General features: G+C 66.9%; 12 protein-coding genes. 5 read left to right on the top strand and 7 right to left on the bottom strand.

All coding sequences use genetic code 11. From position 1 onward, the window contains the following. Positions 1-28: 28 nt before the first annotated feature. Positions 29-1,144 (bottom strand): M20 family metallopeptidase, encoded by a 1,116-nt coding sequence (locus tag EV560_RS29155; RefSeq protein WP_131859349.1) that lies wholly within the window; start codon positions 1,142-1,144, stop codon positions 29-31. A gap of 177 nt (positions 1,145-1,321) precedes the next feature. On the opposite strand from EV560_RS29155, the gene EV560_RS29150 reads away from it, so the two are divergent. The 3 genes from EV560_RS29150 (at position 1,322) to EV560_RS29140 (ending at position 2,749) form a co-directional block, all read left to right on the top strand. Then, positions 1,322-1,696 (top strand): ArsR/SmtB family transcription factor, encoded by a 375-nt coding sequence (locus tag EV560_RS29150; RefSeq protein ID WP_131859348.1) that lies wholly within the window; start codon positions 1,322-1,324, stop codon positions 1,694-1,696. A 2-nt stretch (positions 1,697-1,698) separates the two neighbouring features. Continuing rightward, a complete protein-coding gene (locus EV560_RS29145) occupies positions 1,699-2,190 on the top strand; it encodes an SRPBCC family protein (protein WP_131859347.1) in 492 nt (163 codons plus the stop codon). An 85-nt stretch (positions 2,191-2,275) separates the two neighbouring features. Further along, on the top strand, positions 2,276-2,749 hold the full coding sequence (locus EV560_RS29140; RefSeq protein ID WP_131859346.1) for a VOC family protein: 474 nt from the start codon (positions 2,276-2,278) through the stop codon (positions 2,747-2,749). A 186-nt stretch (positions 2,750-2,935) separates the two neighbouring features. Here the strand turns inward: EV560_RS29140 and EV560_RS29135 are convergent, their stop codons facing one another. Next, entirely contained in the window at positions 2,936-4,525 is a 1,590-nt protein-coding gene (locus EV560_RS29135) for an ABC transporter substrate-binding protein (RefSeq protein ID WP_131859345.1), read from the bottom strand. 450 nt (positions 4,526-4,975) lie between these two features. Between EV560_RS29135 and poxB the strand changes: the two genes are divergently transcribed. Beyond that, positions 4,976-6,709: a ubiquinone-dependent pyruvate dehydrogenase gene (poxB, locus tag EV560_RS29130; RefSeq protein WP_131859344.1), complete on the top strand. Its 1,734-nt coding sequence runs from the start codon at positions 4,976-4,978 to the stop codon at positions 6,707-6,709. Positions 6,710-6,757: 48 nt separating this feature from the next. On the opposite strand, the gene EV560_RS29125 is transcribed toward poxB, so the two are convergent. The 4 genes from EV560_RS29125 to EV560_RS29110 all read right to left on the bottom strand — a co-directional run bounded on the left by EV560_RS29125 (position 6,758) and on the right by EV560_RS29110 (position 10,732). Further along, complete coding sequence (locus tag EV560_RS29125; protein ID WP_165923700.1) at positions 6,758-7,483, bottom strand: SapC family protein; 726 nt, start codon at positions 7,481-7,483, stop codon at positions 6,758-6,760. Between the two features lie 281 nt (positions 7,484-7,764). Beyond that, positions 7,765-8,298, bottom strand: coding sequence for a single-stranded DNA-binding protein (ssb, locus tag EV560_RS29120; protein WP_131859342.1), 534 nt, complete (start codon positions 8,296-8,298; stop codon positions 7,765-7,767). 161 nt (positions 8,299-8,459) lie between these two features. After that, positions 8,460-9,731, bottom strand: coding sequence for a 3-phosphoshikimate 1-carboxyvinyltransferase (locus EV560_RS29115; protein WP_131859341.1), 1,272 nt, complete (start codon positions 9,729-9,731; stop codon positions 8,460-8,462). 209 nt (positions 9,732-9,940) lie between these two features. After that, complete coding sequence (locus tag EV560_RS29110; RefSeq protein ID WP_131859340.1) at positions 9,941-10,732, bottom strand: phytanoyl-CoA dioxygenase family protein; 792 nt, start codon at positions 10,730-10,732, stop codon at positions 9,941-9,943. A 477-nt stretch (positions 10,733-11,209) separates the two neighbouring features. Here EV560_RS29110 and uvrA point away from each other — a divergent pair, with 477 nt between their 5' ends. Beyond that, entirely contained in the window at positions 11,210-14,125 is a 2,916-nt protein-coding gene (uvrA, locus tag EV560_RS29105) for an excinuclease ABC subunit UvrA (protein ID WP_131859474.1), read from the top strand. Positions 14,126-14,174: 49 nt separating this feature from the next. On the opposite strand, the gene EV560_RS29100 is transcribed toward uvrA, so the two are convergent. Further along, positions 14,175-14,525 (bottom strand): AraC family ligand binding domain-containing protein, encoded by a 351-nt coding sequence (locus tag EV560_RS29100; RefSeq protein ID WP_131859339.1) that lies wholly within the window; start codon positions 14,523-14,525, stop codon positions 14,175-14,177. Between the last annotated feature and the right edge of the window lie 120 nt (positions 14,526-14,645).

The following is a 14,645-nucleotide window of genomic DNA, read 5'->3' as shown; positions in this document are numbered from 1 at the left end:
CCGACTTTGGTGCGGGAGAAGGACGATGTCAGATCGTCTCGAGCAGGCCCTTGATCAGCGCCCGGCGCGGGGTGATCGAGGAGATCAGCGCATATTCGCCGAGGGTATGCGCGCCATCGCCATCGATGCCGAGCCCGTCCAGCGTCGGCACGCCAAGCGCCGCAGTGAAATTGCCATCCGAGCCGCCGCCGGTCATCGGGCAATCCTGGAGCTCGAAGCCGATTCCGGCCGCGATGCCACGGGCCATCTCGAACAGGCTGGCAACATCGGCAGACTTCTCGTAGGGCGGCCGGTTCATGCCGCCGGAGACGGTGACCTTCACGTCCGGATCGCGCGGCTTCAGGCCGAGGATCAGGTTCTCCATCGCCACACCATCGGCGAGGCTCGTGACGCGCAGGTCGACGCTGAACCAGGCATGCTGCGGGATGACGTTGGCTGCGGTACCGCCGCCGACCAGCGCGACGCTCGTGGTGATGCCGCGCGAATAATCGGTCATGCCCTCGACCGCCAGGATCTGGTGTGCCGCCTCGCGGATAGCGCTGCGGCCATCGGCATGGCGCGAGCCGGAATGCGACGGCCTTCCCTCGATCTTGACCTCGAAGCGGCCGACGCCCTTGCGCGCCGTGACGATCTTGCCGCCCTCGCGCGCCGGCTCGGTGACCAGCACGGCCCTGGATTGGCGGCCGATATCCTCGATCACCGATCGCGTCGTCGGCGAGCCGATCTCCTCGTCCGGCGTGAACAGGAAGGTAAGCGGTCGCTTGGCCGAGCCCGCCTTGGCCACATCCTTGAAGGCCTGCAGCGCCAGCCAGGCGCCGCCCTTCATGTCATAGACGCCCGGCCCGTAGAGCCTGTCGCCGTCGATCCGCACCGGCAGATCCTTGGCGCTCGTCCCGACCGGATGAACCGTGTCGAGATGCGACATCAACGCCACCGCCTTCTCGCCATTGTCGAGCCCGGCCCGCAGGATCAGCGCGTCGCCGAGCCCGTCGCGGCCGGGAATGCGCTCGACCGCGATCGGCAGGCCTGCGACCTCGTTCGCGACGAGGTCCATCATGCCGTTGACGCCGGGAGCGTGGTTGGTGGGGCTTTCGAGCGCGATCCAGACGGAGAGCGCGGCGGGAGACGGGTCGGTTGTGCTCATGGTGGCGGCACATTCGCGGAGAAGGATGGCCGGGGCAAGCCGAGCCGGAGGCAGGCGGCGTTGCCGCCATCGCATGCCATCGGGGCGGATCCGTTCGGAGCCAAAATCGCGCTCCTGGGCTTGACAGGGTGTCACGCCATACATATCCATTGGGTTATATAACCAATAGGTTCTTAAATGACACCGGCCACCCAGCTCGATGCGACCTTTGCCGCCCTCGCCGATCCGACCCGTCGGGCGATCCTGGCGCGGCTGGCGCTCGGCGAAGCCTCGGTGACCGAGCTGGCGCAGCCCTTCGCCATGAGCCAGCCGGCGATCTCGAAGCATCTCAAGGTGCTGGAACATGCCGGGCTGATCTCGCGCGGCCGCGATGCGCAGCGCAGGCCCTGCCGGCTGGAGGCGCAACCGCTCGCCGAGGCCACCGACTGGCTCGAGCGCTACCGCCAGCTCTGGGAGACCAACTTCCAGCGCCTCGACGCGTTGCTGGAGGAGATGAAGGCGCAGCGTGAGGCAGCCCCGAAACCAACAATCGACAAGCTCAAGGGAGAGTGACGATGACGACTGTCGGCCAATTGGCGATCTCGACGCCGAGCCCGCGCGAAATCCTGATGACCCGCGTGTTCAACGCCCCGCGGGAACTCGTCTTCGAGGCGATGTACCAGCCGGAACTGCTGAAGCGCTGGCTCAATGGCCCGCCGGGCTGGTCGCTCGAATTCTGCGAGGTCGATTTCCGGGTCGGCGGCGGCTTTCGCCAGGTCTGGCATGGACCCGAGGGCGCCGAGATGGGCATGGGCGGCGTCTTCCGCGAGATCGTCAGGCCCGAGCGCATCGTCCGCACCGAGCTTTTCGACGAGGACTGGACCGGCGGCGAAGCGCTGGCGACGCTGGTGCTCAGCGAGAGAGCCGGCAAGACCGAGCTGGCGCTGACCGTGCTCTACGCCTCGCAGCAGGCGCGCGACGGCGCGCTCCAGAGCGGCATGAAGGACGGCGTCGCCGCGAGCTATGACCAGCTCGACGCGCTCTTCGCCGCGCAGCAGGCAGCCTGATCCAGCTTCTTGTTTCGCATCGGCTTTTCCGAAATCGCAACCCACGTTTCGGGCCGATGCGCTAACCCCCACAGGAGAGACGCAGATGCAGAAGATCACTCCCTTCCTCTGGTTCGATAGCCAGGCCGAAGAGGCCGTCAATTTCTATGTTTCCGTCTTCAAGAACGCCAAGGCGGGCAAGGTCATGCGCTGCGGCGATGGCGGGCCGGGGCCGAAGGGCAGCGTGCTCACCGTCTCCTTCGAGCTCGAAGGCATCGAATTCATCGCGCTCAATGGCGGGCCGCATTTCAAGCTCAACGAAGCGGTCTCCTTCGTCATCCATTGCGCTGATCAGGCCGAGACCGACCATTACTGGAACAAGCTGGTCGAGGGCGGCGGCGAGCACAGCCAATGCGGCTGGCTCAAGGACCGTTTCGGCCTCTCCTGGCAGGTCACGCCGACGATCCTGCTGCAACGGATGTCCGATCCCGACCCGGCGAAGGCCGGCCGGGTGGCGCAGGCGATGATGAAGATGACGAAGATCGACATCGCCAAGATCGAAGAGGCCTACAAGGGCTGAGCAGCCCTTTCCGGCCCAAAGGCCGTCATTGCGAGGAGCGCAAGCGACGAAGCAATCCGGGGAATCTCCCGCCATGGCAGCCGAATGCCGCCACCAGCCAGGGCAGCGGCCGGCGGCCCCTGGATTGCCTCGCCGAGCCTGTGCTCGGGCTTGCCGAAGGCAAGACTCGGGTGCTCGCAAGAGCGCTCAGCCCGCCCTTTTCACGTTCCAGAAGGTCGGGAAGCTCGGCAGCACGCCCTCCAGCGTGCGCCGATAGCCGACCGGCTGGAAATACTGGCCGAGCGGAATGTAGGGCACGTCGACCATGACCTGCTTCTGGATCTCGGCCGCGATCTTCTGTTGGGCAGCAAGATCCGGCGCCGCCATCCAGGCATCGCGCAGCGCCTCGATCTTCGGCGCCTCCGGCCAGCCCGGCCAGGCAGCCGAGCCATTGCCGCGGATCGAGAGATGTCCGACCGGATCGAGGATGTCGATGCCGTTCCAGCCGGTGTAGAACACGTTCCAGCCGCCCTGCCCCGGCGGCTCCTTCTTGGCGCGGCGGGTGACGACCGTGCCCCAGTCCATGACCTGGTAGTCGACATTCATGCCGAGCCTGGTCAGCATGTCGGCGCCGACCTCGCATTCCGCCTTGAGATTGGCGAGGTCGCTGACGCCGAGCACCACGACCTTCTCGCCCTTGTAGCCGGCCTCCGCCAGCGACTGCTTGGCCTTGGCGAGATCGCGCGGCGAGTTCAGCACCTCCATGCCGGCATCACCAGCCATCGGCGTATCCGGCGGGAAGACGCCGACCCCGGTGCGCCAGAGCTTCTTGTCCGGTCCGCCGACCGCCTCCATGAAATCGGCCTGGTTGACCGCGAGCAGGATCGCCCGGCGGATCGCCGGATTGTCGAAGGGCGGATGCAGATGGTTCATCCGCATGATCGCGATCGAGCCGGTCGTCTCCTTGATCTCGACCGCAATGTCGGGGTTCTTCGCCAGGATCGGCAGCATGTCCGGGATCGGCTGCTCGACCCAGTCGATCTCGCCGCTCTGCAGCGCTGCCGCCGCCGTCGCCGGATCGGGCAGCGTATGCCACTCGACCCGCTCGAAATGCACGATCTTCGGCCCGGCGGTGCGGCCTGGCTTGCCGTCCGAGCGCGGCACATAGCCGGCAAATTTTTCATAGACTGCCCGGCTGCCCGATTGCCGCTCGGAGGCCACGAAGCGGAACGGACCGCTGCCGACGACCTCGTTGATCTGGGTGAAGGCGTCGATATTGGCGAGCCGTTCCGGCATGATCGCGGGCACGAAGGCGGTCATCTTCGCCAAGGCGTCCGGCAGCAGCGGGAACGCCTGCTTCAGCCGGAAGCGCAAGGTCTTGTCGTCGACGGCGGAGAGCTCGTCGGTGACGCCCATCAGCGTCTGGCCGAAGGAATCGCGCTTGCCCCAGCGCTTCAGGCTGGCGACGCAATCGCGCGCCAGCACCGGCGCGCCATCATGAAATTTCAGCCCGTCGCGCAGCGTGATCGTCCAGACCTTGCCATCCGCAACGCTCGTGGCGCCGGCGGCCATTTGCGGCTGGGCCCGATAGCTCTCGTCCTGCCCGAACAGCGTGTCATAGACGAGGAAGGCGTGGTTGCGGGTCACGGTCGCGGTCGTCCAGATCGGATCGACCACGGCAAGATCGCCCTGCGGCACGAATTTCACCACCCGTTTGTCGGCGGCGAGGCTGATCGAAGGTTTGGATATGGCGAGCGCAGCGGCTCCGCCCGCCATAAAAGCGCGTCGTGTCGGCATTTCCGGCTCCCTGACTGAAATCATTGGCCTCAGAAATAACGAGGCCGGACGATACGCCAGGGACGAGGCAAGCGCCATGCCAGCGCACGGCAAGGTTGAGGCAGCGTGCAAGCGCGCGCCGGCGGCCGAAAATACCCATGTCTTGCGGCCAGAGCGCAGATCGCCTCCAATGATCGCGGGCCGGCGCTTCGGCGGGGTGATCGGCGGCGGCGCTGACCGTGCCATCGCTTCGCTCATCCCTTCGTATGAGCTGGGCAAACCTGTGTCCGACTGCGCGACTCCCGTCTCGTCGCTACCAGTTCAGCAAGTCCGCGAGGCCGGTCTCCACCGGAGACAGGCCTTGTGTCCCGACGGCGGCCGGCGCAGGCCGCCGTCGGTCAGCAGCCTTCGACGTTTCCGCGGCCAGAACCGTGCCGGACGCGTCTCGCGAACCATGCGGAGCAAGCAGCAATGTCACGAAACGTCGCGGAACTGATCGTCGAAACGCTCGGCCAGGTCGGGGTCGAGCGCATCTACGGCATCGTCGGTGACAGCCTGAACGGGCTGACCGAGGCGCTGCGCCGGAACGGCCGGATCGACTGGGTCCATGTGCGGCACGAGGAGGTCGCGGCCTTCGCCGCGGCCGGCGAGTCGCAGGTCACCGGCAAGCTCGCCGTCTGCGCCGGCTCCTGCGGCCCCGGCAACATGCACTTGATCAACGGGCTCTACGATGCCCAGCGCAGCCGGACGCCGGTTCTCGCCATCGCCGCCCAGATCCCATCGGCGGAGATCGGCGGCGGCTATTTCCAGGAGACGCATCCGCAGAACCTGTTCCAGGAATGCAGCGTCTATTGCGAACTCGTCTCCGACCCCAGCCAGATGCCCTATGTGATCGAGAACGCGATCCGCGCCGCTATCGGCGAGCGCGGCGTCGCCGTCGTGGTGATCCCGGGCGATGTCGCGCTGAAGCCGGCGCCCGAGCGTGCCGTCTCACCGGCCGCAGGCCTCGTACCGCCCTCGCCCGTCGTGACGCCAGCCGCAGAGCAGGTGGATGCGCTGGCCGATCTGCTCGACGAGGCCAAGCGCGTCACCCTGTTCTGCGGGCGCGGCTGCGCCGGCGCGCATGCGCAGCTCATGCAGCTCGCCGAGGCGCTCAAGAGCCCGATCGTCCATGCGCTCGGCGGCAAGGACCATGTCGAATACGACAATCCCTACGATGTCGGCATGACCGGCTTCATAGGTTTCGCTTCGGGCTACGAGGCGATGCATGCCTGCGACCTGCTGCTGATGCTCGGCACGGATTTTCCCTACAAGCAGTTCCTGCCGACCGGCATCAAGATCGCGCAGGTCGATATCCGCCCGGCCAATCTCGGCCGGCGCTGCAAGCTCGATCTCGGTGTCGTCGGCGATGTCGGCAGGACGATCGAGGCGCTGCTGCCCCGCCTCTCGCCGAAGCAGGACCGACGCCATCTCGACGAGAGCCTTGCGCGTTACGAGCAGTCGCGCGCCGGGCTCGATGCGCTCGCGCGCGGCACGCCGGGGCGAAAGCCGATCCACCCGCAATATCTCGCCAAGCTGGTCAGCGACGCTGCGGCAGAGGATGCGGCCTTTACCTTCGATGTCGGCACGCCGACGATCTGGGCCGCGCGCTATCTCAAGATGAACGGCAAGCGCCGGATGATCGGCTCGCTCGTGCATGGCTCGATGGCGAATGCCATGCCGCAGGCCATCGGCATCCAGGCGGCCCAGCCCGGCCGCCAGGTGATCTCGTTATCGGGCGATGGCGGCTTCACCATGCTGATGGGCGATCTGATCACGCTGAAGCAGCAGCGGCTGCCGGTGAAGATCGTGATCTTCAACAATGGCGTGCTCGGCTTCGTCGCGCTGGAGATGAAGGCCGCAGGTCTGGTCGAGCTCGGGACGGAGCTCGACAATCCCGATTTCGCCGCGATGGCGCGCGCCATGGGTATTCACGGCGTCAGGGTCGAGGATCCAGGCGACCTGCCCGGCGCGGTCGCGGACGTGCTCGGCCATGACGGCCCGGCCGTGCTCGATGTGGTGACGGCGACGCAGGAACTCTCCATGCCGCCGACCATCGCGCTCGAGCAGGTGAAGGGCTTCAGCCTCTGGCTGCTGCGCGCCGTGATGAGCGGGCGCGGCGACGAGGTGATCGACCTCGCCAAGGTCAATCTGCTGCCGCGCTGAGCCGGGAGGCGCCAGCGCCCGGGCTCGCGCGTCGTCCGGCGCCTCGGCTCAGGCGCGCGCCGCGACTGCCCGCTCGCCGAGCTGGGCGAAATTCGCCAGGCTGATCAGATGCGCATAGATCGGCGCGAGATAGCCCTTGCGCTTGAGCTCGAGCAGCGTCGCATCGGGCAGCGCGTTGAGGCGCTCTTCGCTGACGGCGGCGAAACCGGAGAAGCTCGAGCTCGTGCCATCGGGCGAGCGGATCTCGATATTGATCGTCTGGAGCAGGTCGAGGGCCTTGAGCTCGGCGGTGAAGGCGGCGGTGGCCTTGGCCGCCTCGCTATACTCGCCGACAAAGGCGATGACGCGCTGCAGCGCCTCGGTCGGCTCGCCATCCTCCTTGAACAGGCGCTCGCCTTCCGTGCCTTGCAGCCCGGCGAATCCGCCATCGACGCAGATGACCTGCTGCTGCGCCGAAACCTCGCCGCCGATGAACGGATAGCGCCGCAGATAGGCCGGAGCGTGATGGCCGCGCCAGCGCCCCTCGCCATCGACGAAGCAATTTTCCCCGGACCGCATCCCGACCATGAAGAGCGGCGAGACGCCGGCCGGCTCTTCCAGGAACAGGATCGGCGTGTCGCGGCAGGCCGGCGCGAATTCCTGCATCAGCGCCGGCAGGACATGGGCGCCCGCGGCGAAGGCATAGGGCTTCCCGGCCGGGGCGAGCCGCGCCTCGCGATGCGTGTTGCGGTCGAGCACGGTGATGCTGGAATAGAAGAGAGGCAGAGGGGCCATGATCCTGTCCTGATAGGCGAAGCTCAGATGCTTTGGCGCGAGATGGGGTGGAATGACAGCCCGGCATCGCGCCGGGCGGTCGAGGCGCATGCGAACCGGGCCGGCGGGATGGCAGAGCCAACCCAGGAAAGCCGGATTTGTCTCAGAAGCCGTGCGCTGTCTTCTCATTCCGCGCACGACACCCGCCGGATACGCGTCTCAGCATCGGAGAGTCACGTTCCCACAAGCAAACGGCGCAGATTCCACAATCTGCGCCGCGCCCTGGCCGCCGGTCCGAAGACCTAGAACGGGATATCGTCGTCGAGATGGCTCGACGAGCGGCCACCGCCGCCGCCCGACATGGCCGGCTGGCGCGAACCACCGCCGCCACCGCCCATCGGGCTCGACCGGCCGAAGGAGCCGCCGCCGGAACGGTCCTCCATCATGCCGCCGCTGTCGCCGCCATATTCGTCACCGCCCTGGCCGCGGCTGTCGAGAATGGTCAGCTCGCCACGGAAACGCTGCAGCACGATTTCGGTCGTGTACTTCTCGACGCCCTGCTGATCCTGCCATTTGCGGGTCTGCAGCTGGCCCTCGATGTAAACCTTCGAGCCCTTCTTCAGGTATTGCTCGGCGACCTTCGCGAGGTTCTCGTTGAAGATCACCACCGAGTGCCACTCGGTGCGCTCCTTGCGCTCGCCCGACTGCTTGTCGCGCCAGGTCTCGGAGGTCGCGATCCGCAGATTGACCACGGGCTCGCCGCTGCCGAGACGGCGCACCTCGGGATCACGCCCGAGATTGCCGACCAGAATGACCTTGTTCACACTACCAGCCATGGAAGGCTCCATTTCCTGCGCACATCTGAAAACCGGTCGGCGACCGGAGCCGGACCCTAGGGTTCGGCTGGGCAACTATCAACCATGTTCCCGTTTTGTTCAAGAGGTTTTCCCCTGCCGAATTGCCGCGGGATGATCGATCCCGCGGCATCTCCGACTGGTTAGGGAACGTCGCCCTCGAGCGCGACACCGAGCGAAGCCAGGGCGCGCCAGTAGCCGGGATAGGTCTTGGCGACGCAGCCGGGATCGAGGATCGTCACCTCGTGCAGCTTCAGACCGGCCAGCGCAAAGCTCATCGCGATGCGATGGTCGGCGAATGTGTCGATCTCGGCCGGGGTGGTCTGGCCGGCCAGAGCCGGGTCGGAGGCGACGAGAAGATCGTCGCCCTCCTCGATGCCGAGCCCCGGCCTGATCCGCGACAGCCCCTGCGCCAGCGCCGCGACCCGGTCGCATTCCTTGACGCGCAGATTGGCGATGCCGGTGAAGCGCACCGGGCTTTCGTTGAAGGCCGCGAGCACGGCCAGGGTCGGGATCGCATCCTGCATCTGCGAGCCGTCTATCACGGCCGGGAGATGCGGGAAGGCGGCGATCAGCGCATGTGCCCGCGCATCCGGCTGGGTGAAGGCCGAGGCCTGCACGCCGAGATCGATCGCGCCGCCGGTCAGCACCTCCGCCGCCCAGAGATAGGTCGCCGCCGAGGCATCGGGCTCGATCATGAAATCGGTCGCGCCATAGCCGGTCGGCTCGATCCGCCAGGTCGCGGGATCCGGCTGCGTGACCTTGGCGCCGAAGGCCGCCATCACGGCGAGCGTCAGGTCGATATAGCCGCGCGCGCCGATCTCCTTGCCGGTCAGCGCGACCTCGATCGGCCCGCGCGCGCAGGCCGCCGCCATCAGCAGCGCCGAGACATACTGGCTGGACAGCCCGCCATCGACCTCGACCCGCCCGGCGGCGAAGCCACCCTGCCCCCGGATCGTCACCGGCGGGCAGCCTGTCTCGGCGGAGATCTCGACGCCGAGCGAGCGCAGCGCGGTGACCAGCGGCGCGATCGGCCGCTTGCGCATATGCTCGTCGCCATCGACCACGACCTCGCCATCGACCAGCGCGGCAGCTGCCGTCAGGAAGCGCGTCGCGGTGCCGGCATTGCCGAGGAAGAGCGGCGCGGCCGGCGGGCGCAGGGTGCCGTCGCCGGTGACGACGAAGGTTGTCGCATCCGGCTCCTCGACCGCGACGCCCATGGCGCGCAGCGCCTGCGCCATATAGAGCGTATCGTCGCTCTTCAGCGCCCCGCTCAGCGTGCTCGTGCCCTTGGCCAGCGCCGCGACCAGCAGCGCGCGGTTGGTGATCGACTTCGAGCCGGGCGGCAGCACCCGGCCGCGCAGGGGCGCCTCCGGCGGGATGATGGTGAGTTGCCGGATCTCTGTTTCGCTCATCGCGGGCTCGCTTCATGCTTCGGTCTTCGGGGCACTCCCCTCCATCGCTGCGAGGGGTCGATCGGCGCGCGGACCCTAGTGCAGGAGTGGAACAAGTGGGAACCGGTTTTTCGCATGAAGCCTCCGCCGATTTCGATGGTCGGCGGCACCGCGACGGCAAGAGCGCCGCGTGATGCGCGGGTCCGCGCTTGCGTCCCCGCGCATCAGGATCAGCCCAGCGCGAGCCTGATCGCCTGCTCCACCGGCGAATAGGCGCCATCCGGCCGCTCGAGCCTGAACGGCTCGGCCGGCAGCAGCGCCGGCTGCGCCATGAAGCGCGGCCGCGTGCCGCGATGCGGCTGCGCCGCATGCACCAGGAAGGGATGGCAGAGATAGACCGTTCCGGCCTCGCCCGTCGCCAGCGCCTCGAGCTCGTCGCCGGCCGAGCCAAAGCCTTTCGCCACCATCTCCCGCAGGCTCAGCCCCTGCGCGCCGGCCGGAGCGAGCAACCGCGCCATCGCCCGATGCGAACCCATGCGGATGCGCGTCGGCGCGTCCTCCTCGCCGACATCGGAGAACAGGAACAGCATCAGCAGCGCCCTGCCCTTCGAGGCGACATTGGCCCGCCAGGACATGAAGTCCGGATCCTCGGTGCCGAAGCTGACATCGATATGCCAGCCGGCATCGCCCGGATCCTCTGGGGACGGAAAGCGGATCGGAAAACTGCCGAGGCTGCCGCGCGGCAGCCAGCGTCCGGCCCCGACGAGCTGGTCATAGGCAAGGTGCAGCACGGGCGTGTTGGCCGCGTCAGTGAAGGGGCCGGCATACTCGCCGAGCCGGATTACCGGCTTCGTCCAGGTCGCGGGATCGTCCGGGTCGCAGCCGCTCTGGCGCCAGAGGATGGCGCGGCATTTTTCCGCCAGCGCCCGCGGAAAGGCGGCTTCGATCTTCACGAAGCCGGATTCGATGAAATGCGTGATCTGCGCGTCGCTGAGCGCGCGTGTGACTTGGGTGTCGGGCATGATGAACTCACGAAAAGACGGCCGCTCTCTGCCGATGCGGCAGGCGGCCTTGCATCCGAGGAGGCGCTTTCGGCGCCAATGCGAGGCCCGCGACGCGGGCCAGGCTCCTCAGAGCTCGAACGGGGTCGAGTAGATCGTGCGGATGAACATCATGGCGCTCGGTTAGCATGCAGCATGCCCGCTGGATAGGCCGCGGCCGATCTGTTCTTGATTTGTTCGAGACAATGGCGGAAGCTCTCGGCCGCTTTGCTCGATTCTGCCGATGGCTCCATGTCCCGGATCGGACGCCCCGTTCCTGACACAAGCTGTCAGCAGAAAGACAGCAGCTTCGCCCGGCTGCATGCTATTCATGGCCGCCACCCGGCCCTGAGGCTGGCATGGCGCGGCTTTTGCCCTATCTAGTCAGGCTTATCCCCGAACGGACGCCCCATGGCCCGCAAGACGACTCTCGCCGAGCAAGCCGCCTCGCTCGAAGACATGTTCGACCGCAACCGCGCGGCCGACCCGAACAGCCGCGTTATCTCCGTGCGCGGCGCGCGCGAGCACAATCTCAAGAATGTCGACCTGGCGATTCCGCGCGACAAGCTCGTCGTCTTCACCGGCCTCTCCGGCTCCGGCAAATCCTCGCTCGCCTTCGACACGATCTATGCCGAGGGCCAGCGCCGTTATGTCGAGAGCCTCTCGGCCTATGCCCGCCAGTTCCTCGAGATGATGCAGAAGCCCGATGTCGACCAGATCGACGGGCTCTCGCCGGCGATCTCGATCGAGCAGAAGACGACCTCGAAGAACCCGCGCTCGACCGTCGGCACTGTCACCGAGATCCATGACTACATGCGCCTGCTCTGGGCGCGCGCCGGCATCCCCTATTCGCCCGCGACCGGCCTGCCAATCGAGAGCCAGACCGTCTCGCAAATGGTCGATCGCCTGCTCGAGCTGCCGGAGAAGACCCGCGGCTACCTGCTCGCGCCGGTCGTGCGCGGCCGCAAGGGCGAGTATCGCAAGGAACTGGCCGAGTGGCTGAAGCGCGGCTTCCAGCGCGTCAAGATCAACGGCGAGTTCTACGAGATCGCCGACGCGCCGACGCTCGACAAGAAGTTCAAGCACGATATCGACGTGGTCGTCGACCGCATCGTCATCCGCCCCGACATCGCCGCCCGCCTCTCGGATTCGCTGGAACAGGCGCTCGACCTGGCCGAAGGCATCGCCGTCTTCGAATATGCCGACGAGAAGGAGGAGAGCGGCGAGGCCAGGCGCATCACCTTCTCCTCGAAATTCGCCTGCCCGGTCTCCGGCTTCACCATTCCCGAGATCGAGCCGCGGCTGTTCTCATTCAACAACCCGTTCGGCGCCTGCCCGGCCTGCGACGGGCTCGGCCACGAGATGCGCATCGATCCCAACCTGATCGTGCCGGATGACAGCCTCACCCTGAAGAAGGGCGCGATCGCGCCCTGGGCCAAGTCGACCTCGCCCTATTACGGCCAGACGCTGGAAGCGCTCGCCAAGCATTTCGGCTTCTCGATGACGAAGCCCTGGGCCGACCTGCCGCAGAAGGCCAAAGACGCGATCCTGTTCGGCACCGGCACCGAAGCCGTGCGCATGTCCTATAATGACGGCCTGCGCGCCTATGAGGTGAAGAAACCCTTCGAGGGCATCATCACCAATCTGGAGCGGCGCTGGAAGGAGACCGAATCCGACTGGGCCCGCGAGGATATCGGCCGCTTCATGTCGGAGACGCCCTGCGCCGCCTGCAACGGCTTCCGCCTCAAGCCCGAGGCGCTGGCGGTCAAGATCGACATGCGCCATATCGGCGAGGTCTCCAGGCTTTCGGTCAAGGATGCGCTCGCCTGGGTGCAGGATCTGCCGCGCCATCTCAACGCCAAGCAGAACGAGATCGCGGTCCGGATCCTCAAGGAGATCCGCGACCGCCTGACCTTCCTGCTCGATGTCGGCCTCGAATACCTGACGCTCGCCCGCTCCTCCGGCACCCTCTCGGGCGGCGAGAGCCAGCGCATCCGTCTCGCCTCGCAGATCGGCTCCGGCCTTACCGGCGTGCTCTACGTGCTCGACGAGCCCTCGATCGGCCTGCACCAGCGCGACAACGAGCGCCTGCTTGGCACGCTTCGCCGCCTGCGCGATCTCGGCAACACCGTGATCGTCGTCGAGCATGACGAGGACGCGATCCTGACCGCCGATTACGTCGTCGATGTCGGCCCCGGCGCCGGCATCCATGGCGGCGAGATCGTCGCCAAGGGCACGCCGCAGCAGATCCTCGACGATCCGAACTCGCTCACCGGCAAATACCTCACCGGCGAGATGAGCGTCCCCGTTCCGGCCAAGCGCCGCAAGGCGACCAAGGGCCGCTCGCTCAAGATCGTCGGCGCCAAGGGCAACAACCTCAAGGATGTCAGCGTCGAGATCCCGCTCGGGCTCTTCACCTGCATCACCGGCGTCTCCGGCGGCGGCAAGTCGACCCTGGTCATCGACACGCTCTACAAGGCGGTGGCGCGCAAGCTCAACGGCTCGATCGAACACCCTGCCCCGCATGATCGTATCGAGGGCATGGAGCAGCTCGACAAGGTCATCGACATCGACCAGTCGCCGATCGGCCGCACGCCGCGCTCCAACCCGGCGACCTATACCGGCGCCTTCACGCCGATCCGCGAATGGTTCGCCGGCCTGCCGGAGGCGAAGGCCCGCGGCTACCAGCCCGGCCGCTTCTCGTTCAACGTCAAGGGCGGCCGCTGCGAGGCCTGCCAGGGCGACGGCGTCATCAAGATCGAGATGCACTTCCTGCCGGATGTCTACGTCACCTGCGACGTCTGCAAGGGCAAGCGCTACGACCGCGAGACGCTGGAGGTGAAATACCGCGACAAGTCGATCGCCGACGTGCTCGACATGTCCGTCGAGGAAGCCAAGGACCTGTTCAAGGCCGTGCCCTCGATCCGCGAGAAGATGGAGACGCTCGCCCGCGTCGGCCTGAACTATGTCCATGTCGGCCAGCAGGCGACGACCCTGTCAGGCGGCGAGGCCCAGCGCGTAAAACTCTCGAAGGAGCTCTCCAAGCGCGCCACCGGCCGCACGCTCTATATCCTGGACGAGCCGACCACCGGCCTGCATTTCCACGATGTCGCCAAGCTGATGGAGGTCCTGCACGAGCTGGTCGAGCAGGGCAACACCGTGGTGGTGATCGAGCACAATCTGGAGGTCATCAAGACCGCCGACTGGATCATCGACATGGGCCCCGAAGGCGGCGACGGCGGCGGCCAGGTCGTGGCCCAGGGCACGCCGGAGGATGTGGTGCGGATCGGCAAGGGCCATACCGCACGCTTCCTCAAGGAGGTGCTGGATCGGCGGCCGTTGAAGGGGAAGGCAGCCCGGCAGGCGGCGGAGTAGAACTGCCCCTGCCCTTTATGACCGGGGCGCGCATGCGCGTCCCGCACGCCTACCCCTCCGCCTCGCGCCAGTGCGGATAGGTCACATACGCCGTCACCGCATCCTGCTCATGTGCGCGGATCGTCACCTGTTCGCCCTTGGGCATATGGACGATCTCGCCGGGGCCGGCCGTTACCGTGCCGTCCTGCGACGAGACCGAGAGCCGGCCCTCCAGCACGATCATGACGTCGTCGACCGCCATCACCTGCTCCAGCCGGGAGCCGGCGCCCCAGCGGCCGTAGCCGATGGTGACCGGCCCGCCATGGCGCTCATCGACCAGGTTGCCGGTGTAGATCTCGCCATCCTGCCCGGGAGAGCGTTCCAGCGTCGCGTCGGCGAAGCTGAGCTTGCGGAGTTTCATTCTCGTCTCCATGCCGTACCTGCGGAAGAGCCCGGCGGTGCGGGCGTGAACCCGAACTACGAGCTGGCGGCAAGGATTGTTCCCTGGAAGAGGAAAGCGCTCCCGGGAGGCTTCTGGGCA

It is taken from the genome of Allobosea sp. BK604 (assembly GCF_004341515.1).
In the GTDB taxonomy this organism is placed as follows: domain Bacteria; phylum Pseudomonadota; class Alphaproteobacteria; order Rhizobiales; family Beijerinckiaceae; genus Allobosea.
Note: the sequence above shows the minus strand (reverse complement) of the source record. Positions and strands in the feature narration are given on the sequence as shown.

Excerpts from the sequence above, each read along its gene's own strand:
- EV560_RS29155 (WP_131859349.1), bottom strand. The coding sequence starts at position 1,144 with ATGAGCACAACCGACCCGTCTCCCGCCGCGCTCTCCGTCTGGATCGCG.
- EV560_RS29150 (WP_131859348.1), top strand. The coding sequence starts at position 1,322 with ATGACACCGGCCACCCAGCTCGATGCGACCTTTGCCGCCCTCGCCGAT.
- EV560_RS29145 (WP_131859347.1), top strand. The coding sequence starts at position 1,699 with ATGACGACTGTCGGCCAATTGGCGATCTCGACGCCGAGCCCGCGCGAA.
- EV560_RS29140 (WP_131859346.1), top strand. The coding sequence starts at position 2,276 with ATGCAGAAGATCACTCCCTTCCTCTGGTTCGATAGCCAGGCCGAAGAG.
- EV560_RS29135 (WP_131859345.1), bottom strand. The coding sequence starts at position 4,525 with ATGCCGACACGACGCGCTTTTATGGCGGGCGGAGCCGCTGCGCTCGCC.
- poxB (WP_131859344.1), top strand. The coding sequence starts at position 4,976 with ATGTCACGAAACGTCGCGGAACTGATCGTCGAAACGCTCGGCCAGGTC.
- EV560_RS29125 (WP_165923700.1), bottom strand. The coding sequence starts at position 7,483 with ATGGCCCCTCTGCCTCTCTTCTATTCCAGCATCACCGTGCTCGACCGC.
- ssb (WP_131859342.1), bottom strand. The coding sequence starts at position 8,298 with ATGGCTGGTAGTGTGAACAAGGTCATTCTGGTCGGCAATCTCGGGCGT.
- EV560_RS29115 (WP_131859341.1), bottom strand. The coding sequence starts at position 9,731 with ATGAGCGAAACAGAGATCCGGCAACTCACCATCATCCCGCCGGAGGCG.
- EV560_RS29110 (WP_131859340.1), bottom strand. The coding sequence starts at position 10,732 with ATGCCCGACACCCAAGTCACACGCGCGCTCAGCGACGCGCAGATCACG.
- uvrA (WP_131859474.1), top strand. The coding sequence starts at position 11,210 with ATGTTCGACCGCAACCGCGCGGCCGACCCGAACAGCCGCGTTATCTCC.
- EV560_RS29100 (WP_131859339.1), bottom strand. The coding sequence starts at position 14,525 with ATGAAACTCCGCAAGCTCAGCTTCGCCGACGCGACGCTGGAACGCTCT.